15 protein-coding genes are annotated in these 17,136 nt (G+C 40.5%); 3 read left to right on the top strand and 12 right to left on the bottom strand.

The features are described 5' to 3' along the window. Positions 1–9: 9 nt before the first annotated feature. Positions 10–1,788: a DEAD/DEAH box helicase gene (locus tag Q8W26_RS03420; protein ID WP_101214099.1), complete on the top strand. Its 1,779-nt coding sequence runs from the start codon at positions 10–12 to the stop codon at positions 1,786–1,788. Here Q8W26_RS03420 and Q8W26_RS03415 read toward each other — a convergent pair. From Q8W26_RS03415 to prmB, 10 genes are all read right to left on the bottom strand, one after another. Further along, entirely contained in the window at positions 1,785–2,630 is an 846-nt protein-coding gene (locus tag Q8W26_RS03415; protein WP_101214098.1) for an ABC transporter substrate-binding protein, read from the bottom strand. The genes Q8W26_RS03420 and Q8W26_RS03415 overlap by 4 nt on opposite strands. A 64-nt stretch (positions 2,631–2,694) precedes the next feature. Next, the gene (locus Q8W26_RS03410) at positions 2,695–3,417 is read right to left on the bottom strand and encodes a pseudouridine synthase (protein WP_101214097.1); all 723 of its coding nucleotides are present in this window, start codon (positions 3,415–3,417) and stop codon (positions 2,695–2,697) included. Continuing rightward, the gene (locus Q8W26_RS03405) at positions 3,417–4,499 is read right to left on the bottom strand and encodes a metalloprotease (protein ID WP_101214096.1); all 1,083 of its coding nucleotides are present in this window, start codon (positions 4,497–4,499) and stop codon (positions 3,417–3,419) included. The genes Q8W26_RS03410 and Q8W26_RS03405 overlap by 1 nt, the downstream gene beginning before the upstream one ends. A gap of 93 nt (positions 4,500–4,592) precedes the next feature. Next, positions 4,593–5,693: a metallophosphoesterase gene (locus tag Q8W26_RS03400; RefSeq protein WP_101214095.1), complete on the bottom strand. Its 1,101-nt coding sequence runs from the start codon at positions 5,691–5,693 to the stop codon at positions 4,593–4,595. Between the two features lie 54 nt (positions 5,694–5,747). Further along, entirely contained in the window at positions 5,748–6,020 is a 273-nt protein-coding gene (locus Q8W26_RS03395; RefSeq protein WP_101214094.1) for a YfcL family protein, read from the bottom strand. Positions 6,021–6,073: 53 nt separating this feature from the next. Next, positions 6,074–8,083, bottom strand: coding sequence for an EAL domain-containing protein (locus tag Q8W26_RS03390; RefSeq protein WP_101214093.1), 2,010 nt, complete (start codon positions 8,081–8,083; stop codon positions 6,074–6,076). A gap of 230 nt (positions 8,084–8,313) precedes the next feature. Beyond that, on the bottom strand, positions 8,314–9,477 hold the full coding sequence (locus Q8W26_RS03385; protein WP_101214092.1) for an ATP-NAD kinase family protein: 1,164 nt from the start codon (positions 9,475–9,477) through the stop codon (positions 8,314–8,316). Further along, positions 9,467–10,033, bottom strand: coding sequence for an elongation factor P hydroxylase (locus Q8W26_RS03380; RefSeq protein WP_101214091.1), 567 nt, complete (start codon positions 10,031–10,033; stop codon positions 9,467–9,469). The genes Q8W26_RS03385 and Q8W26_RS03380 overlap by 11 nt, the downstream gene beginning before the upstream one ends. Positions 10,034–10,189: 156 nt before the next feature. Next, positions 10,190–11,293, bottom strand: coding sequence for a chorismate synthase (gene aroC / locus Q8W26_RS03375; RefSeq protein ID WP_101214090.1), 1,104 nt, complete (start codon positions 11,291–11,293; stop codon positions 10,190–10,192). A gap of 24 nt (positions 11,294–11,317) precedes the next feature. Then, a complete protein-coding gene (prmB, locus tag Q8W26_RS03370) occupies positions 11,318–12,286 on the bottom strand; it encodes a 50S ribosomal protein L3 N(5)-glutamine methyltransferase (protein ID WP_305472283.1) in 969 nt (322 codons plus the stop codon). A gap of 192 nt (positions 12,287–12,478) precedes the next feature. Here prmB and smrB point away from each other — a divergent pair, with 192 nt between their 5' ends. Next, positions 12,479–12,985: an endonuclease SmrB gene (gene smrB, locus Q8W26_RS03365; protein WP_305472281.1), complete on the top strand. Its 507-nt coding sequence runs from the start codon at positions 12,479–12,481 to the stop codon at positions 12,983–12,985. 2 nt (positions 12,986–12,987) lie between these two features. Here smrB and sixA read toward each other — a convergent pair whose 3' ends face one another. Continuing rightward, positions 12,988–13,464 carry a phosphohistidine phosphatase SixA gene (gene sixA, locus Q8W26_RS03360; protein WP_101214087.1) on the bottom strand — a complete coding sequence of 159 codons (477 nt, stop codon included), beginning with the start codon at positions 13,462–13,464 and terminating at the stop codon, positions 12,988–12,990. 237 nt (positions 13,465–13,701) lie between these two features. Here sixA and Q8W26_RS03355 point away from each other — a divergent pair, with 237 nt between their 5' ends. Then, a complete protein-coding gene (locus Q8W26_RS03355; RefSeq protein WP_101214086.1) occupies positions 13,702–16,479 on the top strand; it encodes an insulinase family protein in 2,778 nt (925 codons plus the stop codon). On the opposite strand, the gene Q8W26_RS03350 is transcribed toward Q8W26_RS03355, so the two are convergent. Further along, positions 16,476–17,054: a thymidine kinase gene (locus tag Q8W26_RS03350; protein WP_101214085.1), complete on the bottom strand. Its 579-nt coding sequence runs from the start codon at positions 17,052–17,054 to the stop codon at positions 16,476–16,478. The two genes, Q8W26_RS03355 and Q8W26_RS03350, sit on opposite strands and share 4 nt — an antisense overlap. Between the last annotated feature and the right edge of the window lie 82 nt (positions 17,055–17,136).

Below are 17,136 nucleotides of genomic sequence, written 5' to 3'. Positions count from 1 at the left end.
AGCTTCCCTATGAAATTCCAACTTCGCTCTTATCAACAACAAGCTGTACAAGCCACTATTAAACATTTTCGTCAAACAGATGAATCTGCTGTCATTGTACTTCCAACAGGTAGTGGTAAGAGTCTAGTAATCGCTGAATTAGCGCGATTGGCGAGGCATAAAATCTTAGTATTAGCCCACGTTAAAGAGCTTGTTGAACAAAACCACGCCAAGTACCAAAGCTATGAATTAACGGCGGGAATTTTCTCAGCGGGGCTCAAGCAAAAGAACCTTAACCATCAAGTAACCTTTGGCAGTGTGCAATCAGTTGCACCTAACCTAGAACAGTTTAACGACTTCTTTTCTTTAGTAATCATTGACGAATGTCATCGCATTGGTTTAAGCAATAATGAACAAGACCAGCAAAATCAATACCAACAGATAATCACACACTTAACAAAAACGAACCCTAAATTAAAGGTATTGGGGCTTACAGCAACGCCTTATCGCATGGGCTTAGGCTGGATTTATCAAGATCATTACCATGGGTTTAGCCGTAATGAACAAGCAGTGTTTAAACAATGCATCTATGAGATGCCGTTATCATTAATGATTAAGCAAGGCTACCTAACCAAACCATCATTAGTGGATGCCGCGATAGCACATTACGACTTCAGTAGTCTCTGCGCACAACCGTCAGGGGAATTAGCAGAACGGGAGGTCAACACCCTGCTGACCAAGTACCCGCGGGTAACTCAAGCAATTGTCGAACAAATTGTACAACTCGCAGGTGGGCGACAAGGAGTCATGATCTTTGCAGCAACCACGAAGCACGCACAAGAGATTATCGATTACTTAGCACAATACCTCCCCGACAAACCACATAGTTTCGGTTTAATCCTTGGGACTACGCCTCACGAACAACGTGATGATTTAATAAAGCGATTTAAGCGTAAAGAATTGAAATTTTTAGTTAATGTTGCTGTTTTAACCACCGGTTTTGATGCCCCTCACGTCGATTTTATTGCCCTACTGAGACCGACTCAGTCAGTGAGTTTATTTCAGCAGATTGTTGGGCGCGGTTTACGCCTTGCTCCTGATAAGAACGACTGTTTAATTATAGATTACGCCAATAGTGGCTTTAATATCTTTAGCCCGGAAGTTGGTAGTTCTAAACCAAACAGTGACAGTGTCCCAGTACTGGTTAACTGCCCTATTTGCCAATTTGGCAATACATTTTGGGGGAAGGTTGACGATGATGGTGCGATTATTGAGCACTATGGTCGCCGCTGCTGGGGCATTGAGTATGGTGAGCACGGCGAAAAACAACGCTGTGACTATCGATTTCGCTTTAAAGAGTGTGGTCATTGCGGCGCTGAAAATGATATAGCGGCTAGAGTCTGTACACAATGTGATCAAGCGATCATCGACCCAGATCAGCTTTTAAAAAATGCGTTAAAACTTAAAGATTCGATGGTCATTCGCTGTAGTGGTATGGAGTGGCGTCAAGATACTAAATCCACTACTAAACTAAAAGTGATTTATTATGATGAAGATGGTGCCAGTTTATCAGAAAGCTTTGACTTTCAATACAACGGTGCCATCAGGGCTTTTAATCAACAATTTGGACGACGTCTTGGACAAGCAACCACGCCGATGTCATTCGAAACGGTCGAGCAGGTACTCAACGTTACCAATGTGTTAATCGCACCAGATTTCGTTATTGCTAAAAAACAAAAGCATTATTGGCAAATCAAAGAGAAGATATTTGACTATCATGGCCAATATAGAAAAGCTAACGAGCTTTAAGGCATATGAAACCGTCGTTGATACAATTGCTGTGACTCGCCAGCCATCTCCAATTGATTTAATGCCTGTTGAAGCTGATGCGCAATAGTTCCAACTTTAATGGTACTAGGGAAGTTTTGCGGCGATATTAATGCAGAGGGGTCATAATTTGGATTCGGCCGCTCCTCGAAGTATTTAGATTCACGAGAAAACCCCAAATACATCGGAGAATCACCGCCACAGCAATGATGATGTACTTTTAAGCCAAGCTCAGATAATGTCTCAACACCATGCTTGAGTAAGTAATAATCAATCAGCTCTTTATCCGCCACATAAAAATTGTTGCGGCCTTTCTCCAATAGCTTTCTCGCCTTATCAATATCAACGAATTTAACAATTTGTGTACGAGCTCCGATCCTTTTAGCAATTTCGTATTTAGAGCTACCGAGTTCCATCAACCATTGCAAATTAAATGCCTTCACCTGAAAGTATTCAGTTATTTCAGGAACACTTGGTAAGGTTATGCCATATTGCGCGGTGTGGAGTCCATTCTTAACAAAATAGAGATAGCTTGCACGAGTATGAGAAAATGACGCACCAGGATAAAAATCTATCTCTCCCGTTGCTAATTTATTATGTAAGCGCTTTTTCGGCAGGCGTACAATCTTTAACTCACAATTAATCTGTTGTGCCGCTTTACTAAATAGCTCTTGGTAAACGCCGCTATTATCAGGACTCTTACCAATTAATGGTAACTTATCGCCTTCCTTATAGCCCATAGTCAATACACAGCTAGCATGAGCTGTCGTGAAATAACTACTCAATAAACAAATCAGTAACAGACAATGTCGAATTTTTACCATCAATTATCCACCGCAATGACACAAATATTACATTTAACTAATTTATTATAGCAATAATTAAGGTTTATTTAATACTGATTTTTTGCTGTTCAATCGAGTTAATACGGCGGTAACCACCAGGTTTAATCCCTTCAATACTCAAGCCTGCTATTGAGATACGTTTAAGGTCGACAACAATGAACCCTTCACTCTGTGCCATCTTTCTTATCTGTCGGTTAAGTCCCTGATGTAATATGATTGTGTATTGATTCTGACCCGTTTGCTCTATCCGGCAAGGTAGCGTCATTTGCCCATCAATTATGACGCCTCGTTCGAGATGTTCAATATATTGAGAGTCAATACACTCTCGACCTTGCTGTAGATTACGATAACTAGGCTTCACCTTCACTTGATACGTCTTTGGATGGTTGTAGTCAGGACTGAGCAGTTTGTGGCACAGATCCCCGTCATTGGTAATAATTAGTAAGCCATGAGAGTCTTTATCGAGTCGGCCGACCGCAAAAAGGTGTGTGCCTTGACCAATTTTTTCAATGATATGCGCGATGCTTTGGGGGTTATTTTTATCTGAATTACAATCAATGCCAACAGGTTTATGATAGAGGTAATACACGCTCTCCTGCGGCCAATTAAGGGGGGTGCCTGCAACCGTGACGGTATCCACTCTGGAAATAAAGCGAATGTGATCCGCGATATCTCCATTGACGATTACTTGATTTTGCTCTATCAAGCGAGAAGCTTGTCTCCGCGAACAATAGCCCGCCGCACTAATAAATTTAGCGAGCCGCATTAGCTGCCAAGTATTTTCAGCGGTAGTGATAAAGCACCATTATCTGTTTGACCAACAATCCAAATAATAGCACTTAAACCACCTAACGTGAGTATATACCATATTGTTGAAACGATCTGTCCGTAACGATCTAGTGGTAACAACTCACTCATGTGACGTCGTTTGTATTCAAAAAAGATCTCTATACTACCAATCGCTAACAAGAAACCTAGTAAGGCTAAACCAAAATGGTAGCTGATATAGACGCCAAACACGGCCCCTAACACACAAGCAATAATGCCCAATTTTGAATTGATTGAAAACGCAATGCTTTTAAGTATATGACCACCATCTAAAGGGAGCACCGGTAATAGGTTAAAGACGTTCAATAACGCATTAAAAACAGCAATCCCTGCTAAAATCTCTAAATCAGTGATCCAATAACCAATCAAACTTACAACAGACAGAATTAAACCAAAAAACGGCCCCATGATGGAGATTACGACATCTTGCCAACGGGTATTAATTTTATCATCTGATAACGCAAGTCCGCCAACAAATGGGATAAGGTAAATACCTTTAGTTTTTAAACCAAAGTATTTCATTGCACGAATATGGCCATACTCATGGAACACTAAACAAAGAATTAAAGCGATGGCAAACTCAATGGAAAACAACCAACTGTATGCGGCTAAGCTTCCTGCAGCAAACAACACTTTAACGACTTTAGCACTTTTAAGAAGCTTTAATCCTAAGCCAGCCATCCCAATTAGGCTAAACTTAGCTGCCGTAGATGGTTTTCCACTGACGGCTCGTTGTTCTATATCTCGTTCAGTTAGTTGACCTTGGGACAGACTGTCATCATTAACAGTCAGATGATAATCCAAAGAAAATGGTTGCCAAGTCAATCCTACATCTAACCGAACAGTAATAATGCCCTGCTCGCTTTCTAGTTGAAACTCATGTGACTGAGTCGGTGGTGTATCACCACTCGCGGGAATTTGTGAAACACACTGGTCACCCCAAAACAGCTGCTGCCACCCAGCCATTGAGCCTTCAAGACGAAGAGGTTTCCCTAAACAATCGATTGTTAACAGTTGCACTATCAACCCTTTTTACTTACAAAAAAATTCGTGGCGAATTATCACTTATTGCAGCGATAGTGCAAGCACTTTAGAGGTGATGTAACTAAAAATTTAAGACTGTACGAGCGGCGTGATCACACCATTTAAGGAGCCACGTAACAAACGGTGATGATGTTCTTCTTTAGCGGCGTCTTTGATGATCAATAGCTCCCCTTTTTCACCACGCTTAATAGAAGTATCTATAGCTAAAATACGCTGTGAGAATCGAGTCTCAATCTTTTCCTGTGAGGTATGACCCACAACAATATGGTGTGCCCCTAATTGCTTAAGTAATTGCTCAACGCTTGCTTGGCTTAATGTGTCGTCTTTAAAGAAACCTCGATACCATATAGGACCAGTACGTCCAAATAAGGTAGCAGTTGTCGGTTGCTGCTTTAAGTGTGCCTTACTGTAGCCAATGCTTTGACGAAATAGGGCATTTGTTTGCTCTAGACTGAGTTTTAGATCGAGGTAATCTTGATGAATACCACCATGTAAGAAGACGTAACCATTAATGTTAATTACGGTTGATTTTGTTCTTAACCAACGCCCTAACACGCTATCATCATTGAAGAGTTGCTTAAGGCTCATGTCCATAGCTTTTAACGTAAATGCATATTTGGGGTGGATATAACGCTCATCTCCCCTTAGAACCATATATTCATGATTACCGAGTAAATAATGCACTTTACCGCCAGCGTCAATGGCCTGTTGCTCCAGTTTATAAACCAACCATAATGCTTCGGTGACGGTATCACCACGGTCAAAGATATCACCTGTAATGACTAGATGCCCTTGTCCCCACCGCCAATTATATTGAGCATCAACAATACCATTTGCTTTTAGTAACTGCTTGAATATACCTACTTGCCCATGAATATCACTAATGGCTGCAATTTTGCTCACACCTTGATATGTGTCATTGGTAGAAGGCACAACATCATTAATCGTTAACACCCCATGAAATGGCATCACAGAAAGTCGATTTTGTTTAATGTTATACTCAAGAATCTCGGCACCATCAAACAACAGATAAGGGCCATCATCAAAACGATCTATGGAATGAGTTTTAGAGTCAGTTCGCTCTTTTATCTTCCCAGAAGCATCAAGCAAAGACTCACTACAACCTGATAAGATAAATAGTGATACAAATGTAAGAAGCAGAGCACGCATCAGGTATACCTTCAATGACAAGTTTTTGAGCCGATTGACTCCAGGATCGCTAAGTTAGCAGATTTTAACTTTCAGCTCACTCCAGCAATGCTCGACTAGTTTTCTATCAATCTGGCTCAGTTCATTTTTGCCATAAGCATCACTCAGGCTCTGCTCCATACGCTGCATAAATTGTTCAAAGCTGTGTTGTGCTTGCTGTGAGCCTTTCAAAATTAAATCTAAATGACCTTGCAAGTAACCACTAGCAAAAAGCTCATCATCACTGCCGTTAGCAAGGATGTTAGCAACGAATTGGTCAATTATTTGTTCTGTTTGCTCAAGGGTCATGAGGGTTCCTAAATTTAAAAATATTTGCTGAGTATTATCACATGCATTCTTTACTAGCTCAATGCTACAGGCTTGTGAAAGTGATAACCCTGATAATAATCAACACCTAACGAATAGACTGTTTCAAACACTTCACGATCGGTGATATATTCTGCGACAACCTTGATACCAAGAGCGTGACAAAATTCCACAATAGTTCTAACGATAAGTAGATGCTTTTCATTCTGATGAATGTTTCGGACCAATGAGCCATCAATCTTTATTAGATCGATAGGTAAAACGGTTAAGTATTCAAAGTTCGAATAACCGCTACCAAAGTCATCTATGGCAATTTTACAACCATACTCTTTTGCTTTAGATAAAAAGTTAGCCAAAGATTCGCTTTCCAAATCTAAGCTTTCAGACTCAACAATTTCAATAATAACTCGCTCACCTAGTTGATATTGAGCGACTTTATCGAGAAAGAATTGTGACACATGATTATCATCAATATCAGATTGTGTCAGGTTTATAGAAAAACGACTCTGTGTTTGTGAGAAAAACGCGAAAGCCTGCTCGATTACAATTTGTGATAACTGGGGATAAATTTTCGCCGTTTTAGCATGTTTAAGGAACTCTGTCGGAGAAATGTAGCTATTACTTTGCGGGTCGTAATACCTCATCAACACTTCCGTTGAATAGTGCGAGCCATCACGTTCAACTAAGTGCTGACCAAAGATGACTATATTTTCCTTTAATATTGCATGCCTTAATTTATTAACCCAAGAAATAGTTTGAGTCAATTGTTGCTGAATTTTATTATCACTTTGATACTGTTTAATTGTACAGTTTTCTTGTTTAGCACTGGTTAGTGCCATTGAGGCCTTAGTATAGATACGGCCAGATTTGATGTTATTTGCTAAGCCAATAAACAAGCTCAGTGAATACTTGTTATCCAGCGTTTTAATAAATTGTTTTTCAAACAAAGTCGCTATTGTACGACAGAACTTTTCAAGCTCACTAAACGCAATCTTAGCATTAGCCGAAACAAAAAATTGGTTTTCATTACCACGGTAGCACGTCATGTGCTGTGGTTTTTTTGCCGTTAGAATATTAGTGAGTGCGAGCATTAGTTGTTGATATTCTTGCTCGGGATAAACATGGTGAATATCGATTAGTTCTGGCACTTCAATGATGGCGAGGTGGCTTTGTGGAGATTGCGTAATATCATGAAAAAACTTATTACGATTCGGTAAATTGGTGACGCTATCAGTGTTTTGAAAGAAAATTGTTTTATCTTTCTGATAAGAACAAGTGAGATCATTTCTTATCGCAATATATTCGCAGGTGTTACCATTAATATCGACAATTGGGGTGATGGTGCTTTCAACAAAATAACTCGACCCATCTTTACGACGATTCTCAATAACACCTTGCCAGACATGCCCTGACCTTAGTGTTTGCCACATTTGTTTAAAAAAGGATTTAGGTACATCTGGGTGATTAATAATATTATGACTTTTACCTAATAACTCTTCCCTGCTATAGCCTGACGCTTGACAGAAATTATCGTTAACATAAGTAATGAGGCCGTTTAAATCTGCTTTTGAAACGATGGAACTGGTATCTATCGCTCCCTTATACTGGGTCAGCAAATTAAATTGATTCAACAAGCTCCGACTGGTATGTTGCTGATTATCATCATTACGTTTGATGATAGTAATAATAAATATTTCATTGCCTAATTTAACTGTTCTCAAATCCAAGCGAGTCGGAATTAAATTATGAGCACTGTCAACATGTAACCAATCTGTTTCAAAGCGCCCTAAAGACAAGCATTGCTCTATCATTCTTTGAGCTTTAACATTTGACGGTTCACCATCTGGCTGAAACGGTGGCGACAACTGACCAAGCCTAAAGTTATCTCTATCTAGTCCATCAGTAAGTTTAAATAACGATTGAGTCGCTTGATTACAATAAACAAACTTGCCGTCTTGGATTACAAAGACCGGTTCAAGGTAGTATTGATAAAGCTGCTGAAAAATTGTATTAGACGGGAGGTCTAGAGAAACTGTTGAATACATACACACATCATAATAAAAATAAAAATCACATTACATTTGTGTACATACCATTTCTGAAACACGAAGCTTATAACTTAAGCACAATAATCCATTGCTATAATGTAATGGCGCACAGGGTAACGCTTACACTCACTGAACACAACTCAACAATCAAAAACAGTACTTAAGTTGTGTTCAATTTGATTTACATCAAACTTAAAGCCTAGTCGAAATTTACGACAGGTTGAAAATTACAAATGCTCTGGATTCGCAATTTGATACATCACGTAATCTTGATACCCCGTAGTGATTTTAATTAAACCGCAAAGCTCTTCATCAAGACGCATATCGCCAGTATCAACCAACAGTGGCCGTTGGTTTAATGCCTCTAATTTGGTTTTAGTTGCGATAACAATAATATTTTCACGGCCTATTGCACGAATTACCTGTGGGGAGAGTTGCTGGTTACCTCGGCCAAAAATATGACCTTGACCACCAATGAGCGTAACTACGAGTTTGATTGGATTGCTAGGCATTTGAGACTGATAAGACTCGATCATCTCAAGTAGTTTTTTTGCACTAACATCACTGCCAATTAAACGTTGGTCGTTCACTACATCAACACCTAAAAGAGTGTTATCTAACCCCATTTCTTCCATCAAAAAAGCCGTGGTCGAGCCAGAACCGATGATTGCCATCCCATCATCAATTTCTCGAATAACATCTGCAGCGATGTCAGCTAAGACAAGTTCATCCGACTCTTTACCACCCATTTTAACCGCTTGCATGTAACGTAGCTCTGCAGGTACAGTCATTTCACCATAACGCTTCGCTTTTACGATACCTTGGCGAAATAGTGACTCATCTATATCCATAACGTCACGTTCCATCAAACTCACAAGTTGATTACTTAGAATTAAACTCAACACTTTCCCGGCCGCTTTAGGCGTAATGGCATAAACACCTGAGTGAATCTTAACTCCAGCAGGAATCCCTAACACTGGAAACTCATCACCAACAGCACTGTATATATTACGGGCAGTCCCATCACCACCGACAAAAATTAAACAATCGACACCAACCTTTTTAATTGCCATCGCAGCGTCGATAGTATGTTTACTATCACTACTTAACAGATCATCGCTTATTAAGGAGTCTTGTTCAAAGTCAATAACTTGATGTGATAACCCCAAAGATTGACAAAGCGATTGCCCCATCAAGTGAGCAGCCGTAATAATCTCAAACTTATCTTTGTCAACCACCAGCTGTGCCAGTGCTTGCTCTGCGCGAGAGTTTGCTTTTGCTTGTGCGCCAAGTATCAATGCTTGTTCAGCGACATTGTCACTGCCTTTAAGGGCCACAGAACCGCCTAAGCCAGCAACGGGATTAATAATGAGACCGAATTTAATTTTCATAACAACCTTGATTTAATCTGTAGTCGAGCTGTTTAACAGCAATTGTAGGCGTTTTATAATAATGTTGTAACGCATTAAGCAGTGTTTGAGTTCGTGAGTTAAAGCCTTGTTCAATCAATGAAACAAGCTGCATATACACTTTATCTTGGAAAGCAAACCTATCTGATTGCCAACCGTTTAAGTTGTCACTACTGACATTAAAGTCGAAACCACAAGCCAAGCAAAGTGCCCACTCAATCGCTTGAGGCTTAACTTCAACCTGTTCAAAGGCGAGCTGGGTCTCTTTATCACGCCCATCAGGACAATACCAATAGCCATAATCTTCAATTAAGCGACGTTTAGGCCCAGCAACTAACCAATGTGCAACCTCATGTAAAGCGCTGGCATAGAAACCTCTCGCGAAAATAATCCGATGATAATCATGAGTTTCATCTTGAGGTAAATAGATTGGTTCATCGCCCCCTTTAACGAGTAGAGTCGATTCTGTTTCAGAAAATGTTTGATTAAAAATCTCGATCAGGTGGTTATAATCGAAAGAGTCATTGGTTTGAGACACTTAAATACCTAGAGTTTGACCAACGGTGGTAACGTTAGTCCATAGTTAACACAAAATTGCCTGGGGCATTAAAGCGCTATTGTATCAGGCAGCGTGAGCTATAAACAACTAAGCAGCATCTCTGCTGCTTAGTTGTTTATACAATAGCCATCACTTTTATTTGTTGTCTGCTAATTGGTACGCTGGAGTGGTGAGTGCAACATCATAATTTTGTGCTCGGTGACGTAACAAATGGTCCATTAGCGTAATCGCTAACATTGCTTCTGCAATTGGTACAGCACGTAAGCCGACACATGGATCGTGACGACCTTTAGTCACAAGCTCTACTTCTTGACCTTCTTTATCTACACTGACGCCCGGTGTGGTAATGCTTGAGGTAGGTTTTAATGCTAAATGTGCCACAATCGGTTGGCCAGATGAAATACCGCCTAATACACCACCAGCATGATTAGACATAAAACCTTCTTTGGTCATTAGATCACGATGCTCAGAGCCTTTTTGATTGACAACAGCAAAACCGTCGCCAATCTCAACCCCTTTAACCGCATTAATACTCATTAAGCTATGAGCAATTTCAGCATCAAGGCGATCAAAGACTGGCTCACCTAAACCTACAGGTACATTAATCGCTTCCACGGTCACCTTAGCGCCAATCGAGTCTCCCTGTTTTTTCAGCTCACGGATTAACGCTTCCATGGCATCAAGTTTATCAGCATCGGGGCAGAAGAACGGATTTGTTTCAATTAAGTCATAGTCGACTTTTTCAATGCTAACATCACCAATTTGAGACAGGTACCCACGAATTTCAATACCAAACTGTTGTTTTAAGTATTTCTTAGCTATAGCACCGCCAGCGACACGCATCGCAGTTTCACGCGCAGAAGAACGTCCGCCCCCTCGATAATCACGAATGCCGTATTTCTGCTGATACGTATAGTCAGCATGACCTGGGCGGAATTGATTCTTGATTTCGCCGTAATCTTTTGAACGTTGATCCCCGTTCTCAATCAATAAACCAATCGGAGTCCCTGTAGTTTTCCCTTCAAATACACCAGACAAAATCTTTACTTCATCAGCTTCGCGACGTGGCGTGGTAAATTTAGACGTGCCGGGTTTTCGACGATCAAGATCAATCTGAAGATCAGCTTCTGAAATTTCTAATCCAGGTGGACAACCATCCACCGTACAACCTAATGCAATGCCATGACTCTCACCAAATGTAGTGATACTAAACAGCTTACCGATACTATTACCCGACATGAATAATCCTTGTTAATTTAATAATTAGGCAGTTAGAGCCGCCTCAAATATTGCTTTATATTGCACTAATTGCTCTTTTGTTAAAATAAAGACACCATGACCACCATGAGCGAACTCTATCCAAGTAAAATCAACTTGAGGGAATTGTGCTTGCATATGAACTTGTGAGTTCCCCACTTCAACGACCAAAATGCCATCATCGTTAAGGCATTCAGTTGCGTCCACTAGCATTTTCTTCACTAAATCTAGCCCATCAAAACCTGCCGCTAAGCCTAATGCTGGCTCATGAGTAAATTCTTGAGGGAGTGAGTCCATATCCTCTTGATCAACATACGGAGGATTGGACACAATTAAATCATACTTTTCGCGCATCACTTCGGTTAACAAATCTGACTGAAGCGGTATCACGCGTTCTTCCAAGCCATGATTAAATATATTCATTGTTGCTACATCTAAAGCATCTAATGAGATATCGATAGCGTCAACTTCAGCGTTTTCGAAATAACTGGCTAAGGCAATCGCAATGCAACCACTACCCGTACATAAATCAAGTGCTCTATGAACAGTTTTTTGGTTTAAAAATGGTTCGAAACCTTGCGCAATAAGTTCTGATATTGGTGAACGGGGTACAAGTACTCGCTCATCAACATAAAACTGCAACCCAGCGAACCAGGCCGTATTAGTAATATAAGCAACTGGTACACGGTGATTGATTCGGGTTGCAACAAGTTCTGCGATTGCACTTCGTTCGCTGGTAGTAACCCTTGCATGAGCAATCGATTCTTTACTATCAACGGGTAGATGCAGGGCATACAATACCAGGGCCACAGCTTCATCCCACGCATTATCATTACCATGACCGTAAAAGATATCTGCCGCATTAAACTGAGTTGCTGCCCATCGCAGCATATCCCCTACCGTGCGTAACTCGTTAATGGCTTCATCAATCAATGTCGACGATAGTTCATATTGATTATTATTTGCTTGTTCCAAGCGCTTTCTCCAAAACATCACTAAACAGCTACTACAACAGCCTGTTATAACAAACTAGTACGGATAGCATTAATTAATTTCATTGTAACTTAAGCTATCCCTTGTTCATATGGCATTAAAGCATTTAAAATAACCAGAATCTATTTAGCCACCCTGACTGTGTAAAAGATGAGCGACAAAGACACCCCATCAATGAGTGACCTCCTCGGCTGTGACAACATCAAGCCGATGGTTCAAGACAAAGTGCAATTAACTAAGCCAAAAACGGTATTACGTCGCCAGCGTGTACAGTCACAACAAAAACAAGCCGAATTTTACTTTTCCGATGGCTTCATCCCTAACCTACCCGATGAAGGGCCCATGCGTTATTGCCGTGATGACGTGGAGAAATATGAGTTAAAAAAACTTCGCCGCGGCGATTATTTTCCTGAGCTCGTATTAGACCTTCATGGGTTAACTCAAAATGAAGCTAAGCAAGAAATATTAGCCATGTTCAAAGAGTGTAAAAAAACACAAATTCAATGCTGTTGTATCGTTCATGGGGTCAGTGGTGGTACATTAAAAACCCGAACACCCTACTGGATTTCTCAGTATCCTGAGCTGTTAGCGTTTCACCAAGCACCATTAGAGTGGGGGGGCCAGGGAGCATTATTAGTCCTACTCGATAATGAGCCAGACGAGAACGCTAAAATAGATTAAGTTCAAGTAAGTTCATGGTGGCTTTTATGCCACAGCAACTCCCCTTGCCAGCTATCAAGGTCTATCTCAATACAAGCAATTGATGCAGTGGCAAAACTTGGCATCATAGAACCTGCACATAAATCGGCAACGAGTAAGCCAACTAAAGGAAGATGGGATACGACTAAAGCACTTTTGGCTTTAATTTGAGCACAATAGGCTAATAACGTATCACCACAGCTTTCAGGGGATGAGTTAGGCGTTAGCTCATCAAGCACCAAATGCTGTTGCGCTTGCTCAAATTCTTGACTCACTAAATCAAATGTTTCCTGCGCTCGGTGGTACGGGCTAACAAACGTTAGATCAAATTGTGATTCAGTCAGTGCTAACCACTTAGCCATATTAATACTTTCTTCACGGCCAGTATCCGTTAATGAGCGTTGTTTATCAGTTTGAGCAATGGGCTGTGCCTGTCCATGGCGCATAATATACAGCTTCATTAAGTATTCCCTTAGAAATAATCTTGTTAAAAAAGTATTTTTACAAAATAGTCATGATTGGCAATTGGGCAAAGGTCTACTTTGGTTGATTAACGTACAGATATATATGAATAATGTGACCAATCTCTATAAAAAAAAACAGTGAAATTGAATAATATTACGATGATTACTCCAATTGATTGCTTTCTTTATCTGAAGACGCTAATAATTAGTAACTAACTAGATAAGGAGGTTCGCTTGATCATCTCAGCTAATGACCATAAAGATTACCATCACATTCAACTGCCTAATGGCTTAGATGTATTGCTCATTAGCGATCTTAAGGCGGATAAATCTTCTGCTGCCTTAGCCGTAAATGTCGGTCACTATGATGATCCTCACAGCCATCAAGGTTTATCTCACCTTCTCGAACACATGATGTTTCTAGGTACCGAGCAATTTCCAGACCCTAACGAATACCATGAATTTATACGTCATCATGGCGGTAGTCATAATGCGTGGACGAGTAGTGAACATACCAATTACTTTTTCGCCATCAATAATGACTTCTTTGCCCCTGCGCTAATCCGCTTCAGCGATTTTTTTATCAACCCCTTACTCGATGGGAAATGGATAAAAAAAGAAATTGAAGCCGTTGAATCAGAATATCAACTAAAACTAAAAGATGAAAACAGACGCACACTGGCGGTGTTAAAAGAATGTGCTAATCAACAACACCCTTTCAGCAAGTTTTCTGTGGGTAACAAACAAACGCTAAGCGGAACTGATAACGAGTTAGAGTCACTCGTTAGACAGTTTTACCTCGATCAATATTGCGCCAGCAAAATGAAACTTGTTTTATTATCGAACCAACCAATAGACGCTTTAATTGAAGTGGCTAAGCAGTACTTCAACCCAATAGAAAATCGTGGACTGACAACCCACTACCCCGATATACCGCTTTATACGCCAAGTCAGCAAAATGTCGATATCCGAGTAGTACCTGATAAAGATATCAAAAAGCTAACCTTAAGCTTTAGCATGCCTAAAGAGAAACTACATTATCGCAGCAAACCATTAGCTTATATCGCATATTTACTCGGTCATGAAGGTGATGGTAGCTTATTATCGCTACTAAAAAAGAAGGGACTAGCCAACACATTATCAGCGGGAATCGGCTTAAGCGGTTATAACTACCAAGAGTTTTCAATCTCGCTATCAATTACTGATAAAGGACTGAGGGAGCAAGATTCGATTATTGGTTTAATTTTCAACCAGATAAACTTAATTAAAACACAGGGAATAGATGCGTGGCGCTACACGGAAAAACATAACATCATAAAAGCCGCATTTGAATTTCAAGAGAGCAGCCGCGCCATTGATACAACAAGTCATTTGGTGATTAACATGTTCAACTATGACGTCAATGATATCGTTTTTGGTGACTACGCCATGGAAAGTTTTGAGCCCAATATCATTAATCAATGTCTTAGTTTAATGACCGTTGATACAGTCAGGATCATTAGCGTCAGTCTCAACTATAAAACAGACAAATTAGCCCGCTGGTACCATACACCGTTTCACTGTCAGTCTATTTGTTCTGAGCGTAAAAAAAGCTGGTTATCAACTATCGATGATGGTTCGCTTACTTTACCCCCACCAAATCCTTTTGTTGTCGAGCGCTTGGTTTACACACCACCAGCACGACCACAGACCCTTCCACGTGCGTTAATAAATGAAAATGGTATGCGGTTATGGCATCTTGCAGAAAGCCAATTTAAAATCCCTAAAGGCCATATCTATACCGCCATTGATAGCCCAGTGGTTGGAGAAAATGCTCGCAGCGCCGCGTTATGTCGCCTCTATGTCGAGATGATTCACGACTCGTTAGCCGAGATGACCTATCCAGCTGAAATAGCAGGGATGCACTATGACATCTACCCCCATCAGGCAGGGGTTACTATGCACCTTAGTGGCTATACGCCAAAGCTTTTTCTATTTTTTGAAATGTTAATTAGTAAAATCCGGCAGCGAGACTTCTCCAGCGCCCGTTTTGATGAAATAAAGTATCAACTACATAAAAGCTGGCTTAACAGTAATAAAGCAAAGCCTATTAACATATTATTTAAAGGGTTAAGCACGACCTTACAGCCCAAACAATATGATTATCAATCGCTTGCTAATGAGCTTTCAACCATCACTCTGACTGAGTTAGGTAATTATATCAGTGAACTATTTGAACAAGTTCATCTCGAATCGTTTGTCCAAGGTGATTGGGAGGAGAGCGAGGTGAAACTTTTTGGTGATAGTATTCATCGTCAAATATCAGCGCTTGCAAAACCTTGCCCCCAACAACCTCGAAACATCATCAGTATTGCCAACCAAGCAACACTCTACCGATTGTTTGATAACCAGCATAACGATTCAGCGATTATAGTGTACTATCAAGGTATTCAAGGTAACCCGCAACAGGTCGCTATGTATAGCCTACTTAACCAACTAGTGAGTCCACGTTTTTTTGCTGAAATTAGAACGAAACAGCAGTTAGGTTACCTTTGTGGCAGTTCATACATTCCCTTAAATCGGCATCCGGGTATGATGTTTTATATTCAGTCGCCTGTGTGTGGAACCATGCAGCTACTCGATGCTATTGATAACGTCATTCTCGATTTTGAAAACTATATTGAGTCAATGTCTGACAAGCAATGGCAACAAGCACTCATTGGGCTAAAAAACCAAGTTAAAACGCCAGACACAACCCAGCATGCAGCTGCACAACGTTATTGGGTCAGTATTGGCAACCAAGACCACCAGTTTAATCACCGGCAGTTAATACTCGAACAACTAGAACAAGTAACTAAGAAACAGTTATTAGAGTTCCTCAAAGAAACACTGTTAAATAGAGCGGTCGATCGCCTCGTTCTATCTAGCCAAGGATTGAGTCATCATCAACAGCCTACCGCATTTAATGGCAGCCTTTTAGATGATATTGCAGCATTTACAAGCTCTGCTCAAATGATTGCATTGCGCAACTAGCCCCAGACCAGTTCACTGAAATGACCGCGGCACATCGAGACATAACGCTCATTGCCGCCAATTTCCACTTGCGATCCTGAGCTCAGTGCATTGCCCTTCTCATCCGTTCTGACAACCATAGTTGCCTTACGACCACAGTGGCAAATTGTTTTTAATTCAACGAGTTTATCGGCCCAGCTCATTAAATAGAGGCTGCCTTCAAAAGGCTCCCCCATGAAGTCAGTTCGCAAGCCATAACATAATACAGGTACATTTAATTTATCGACGACCTGGCTGAGTTGTTTAACTTGCTCTTTAGATAAGAATTGACTTTCATCGACCAAAATACAATGAATTGGCCCATTTAATAGCTTCTGTTCAATCATCAAAAATAAATCACAATCACGGGAAAATATATCTGCTGGTTGACTAAGACCGATACGAGAAGTGACTTTCCCGACACCAAAGCGGTTGTCTATTGAGGCTGTTAAAATCACAGACTCCATGCCCCGCTCTTTATAATTATAAGCAGATTGAAGTAATGAAGTAGATTTTCCTGCATTCATTGCAGAATAATAGAAATAAAGCTGAGCCAAAATGTATTCTCAAAAGCAAAAGGTCATTTTACCCTAAAGTCGCGATGCCATAAACAAACAATCTCACACCTGACTTTAACGG

Origin of the sequence: Psychrobium sp. 1_MG-2023 (assembly GCF_030689115.1) — a bacterium.
In the GTDB taxonomy this organism is placed as follows: Bacteria; Pseudomonadota; Gammaproteobacteria; order Enterobacterales; family Psychrobiaceae; genus Psychrobium.
The sequence above is the reverse complement of the archived record's forward strand: the minus strand, read 5'-3'. Positions and strand labels throughout refer to the sequence as shown.

Excerpts from the sequence above, each read along its gene's own strand:
- aroC (WP_101214090.1), bottom strand. The coding sequence starts at position 11,293 with ATGTCGGGTAATAGTATCGGTAAGCTGTTTAGTATCACTACATTTGGT.
- smrB (WP_305472281.1), top strand. The coding sequence starts at position 12,479 with ATGAGTGACCTCCTCGGCTGTGACAACATCAAGCCGATGGTTCAAGAC.
- Q8W26_RS03395 (WP_101214094.1), bottom strand. The coding sequence starts at position 6,020 with ATGACCCTTGAGCAAACAGAACAAATAATTGACCAATTCGTTGCTAAC.
- sixA (WP_101214087.1), bottom strand. The coding sequence starts at position 13,464 with ATGAAGCTGTATATTATGCGCCATGGACAGGCACAGCCCATTGCTCAA.
- Q8W26_RS03385 (WP_101214092.1), bottom strand. The coding sequence starts at position 9,477 with ATGAAAATTAAATTCGGTCTCATTATTAATCCCGTTGCTGGCTTAGGC.
- Q8W26_RS03410 (WP_101214097.1), bottom strand. The coding sequence starts at position 3,417 with ATGCGGCTCGCTAAATTTATTAGTGCGGCGGGCTATTGTTCGCGGAGA.
- Q8W26_RS03390 (WP_101214093.1), bottom strand. The coding sequence starts at position 8,083 with ATGTATTCAACAGTTTCTCTAGACCTCCCGTCTAATACAATTTTTCAG.
- Q8W26_RS03420 (WP_101214099.1), top strand. The coding sequence starts at position 10 with ATGAAATTCCAACTTCGCTCTTATCAACAACAAGCTGTACAAGCCACT.
- Q8W26_RS03415 (WP_101214098.1), bottom strand. The coding sequence starts at position 2,630 with ATGGTAAAAATTCGACATTGTCTGTTACTGATTTGTTTATTGAGTAGT.
- Q8W26_RS03400 (WP_101214095.1), bottom strand. The coding sequence starts at position 5,693 with ATGCGTGCTCTGCTTCTTACATTTGTATCACTATTTATCTTATCAGGT.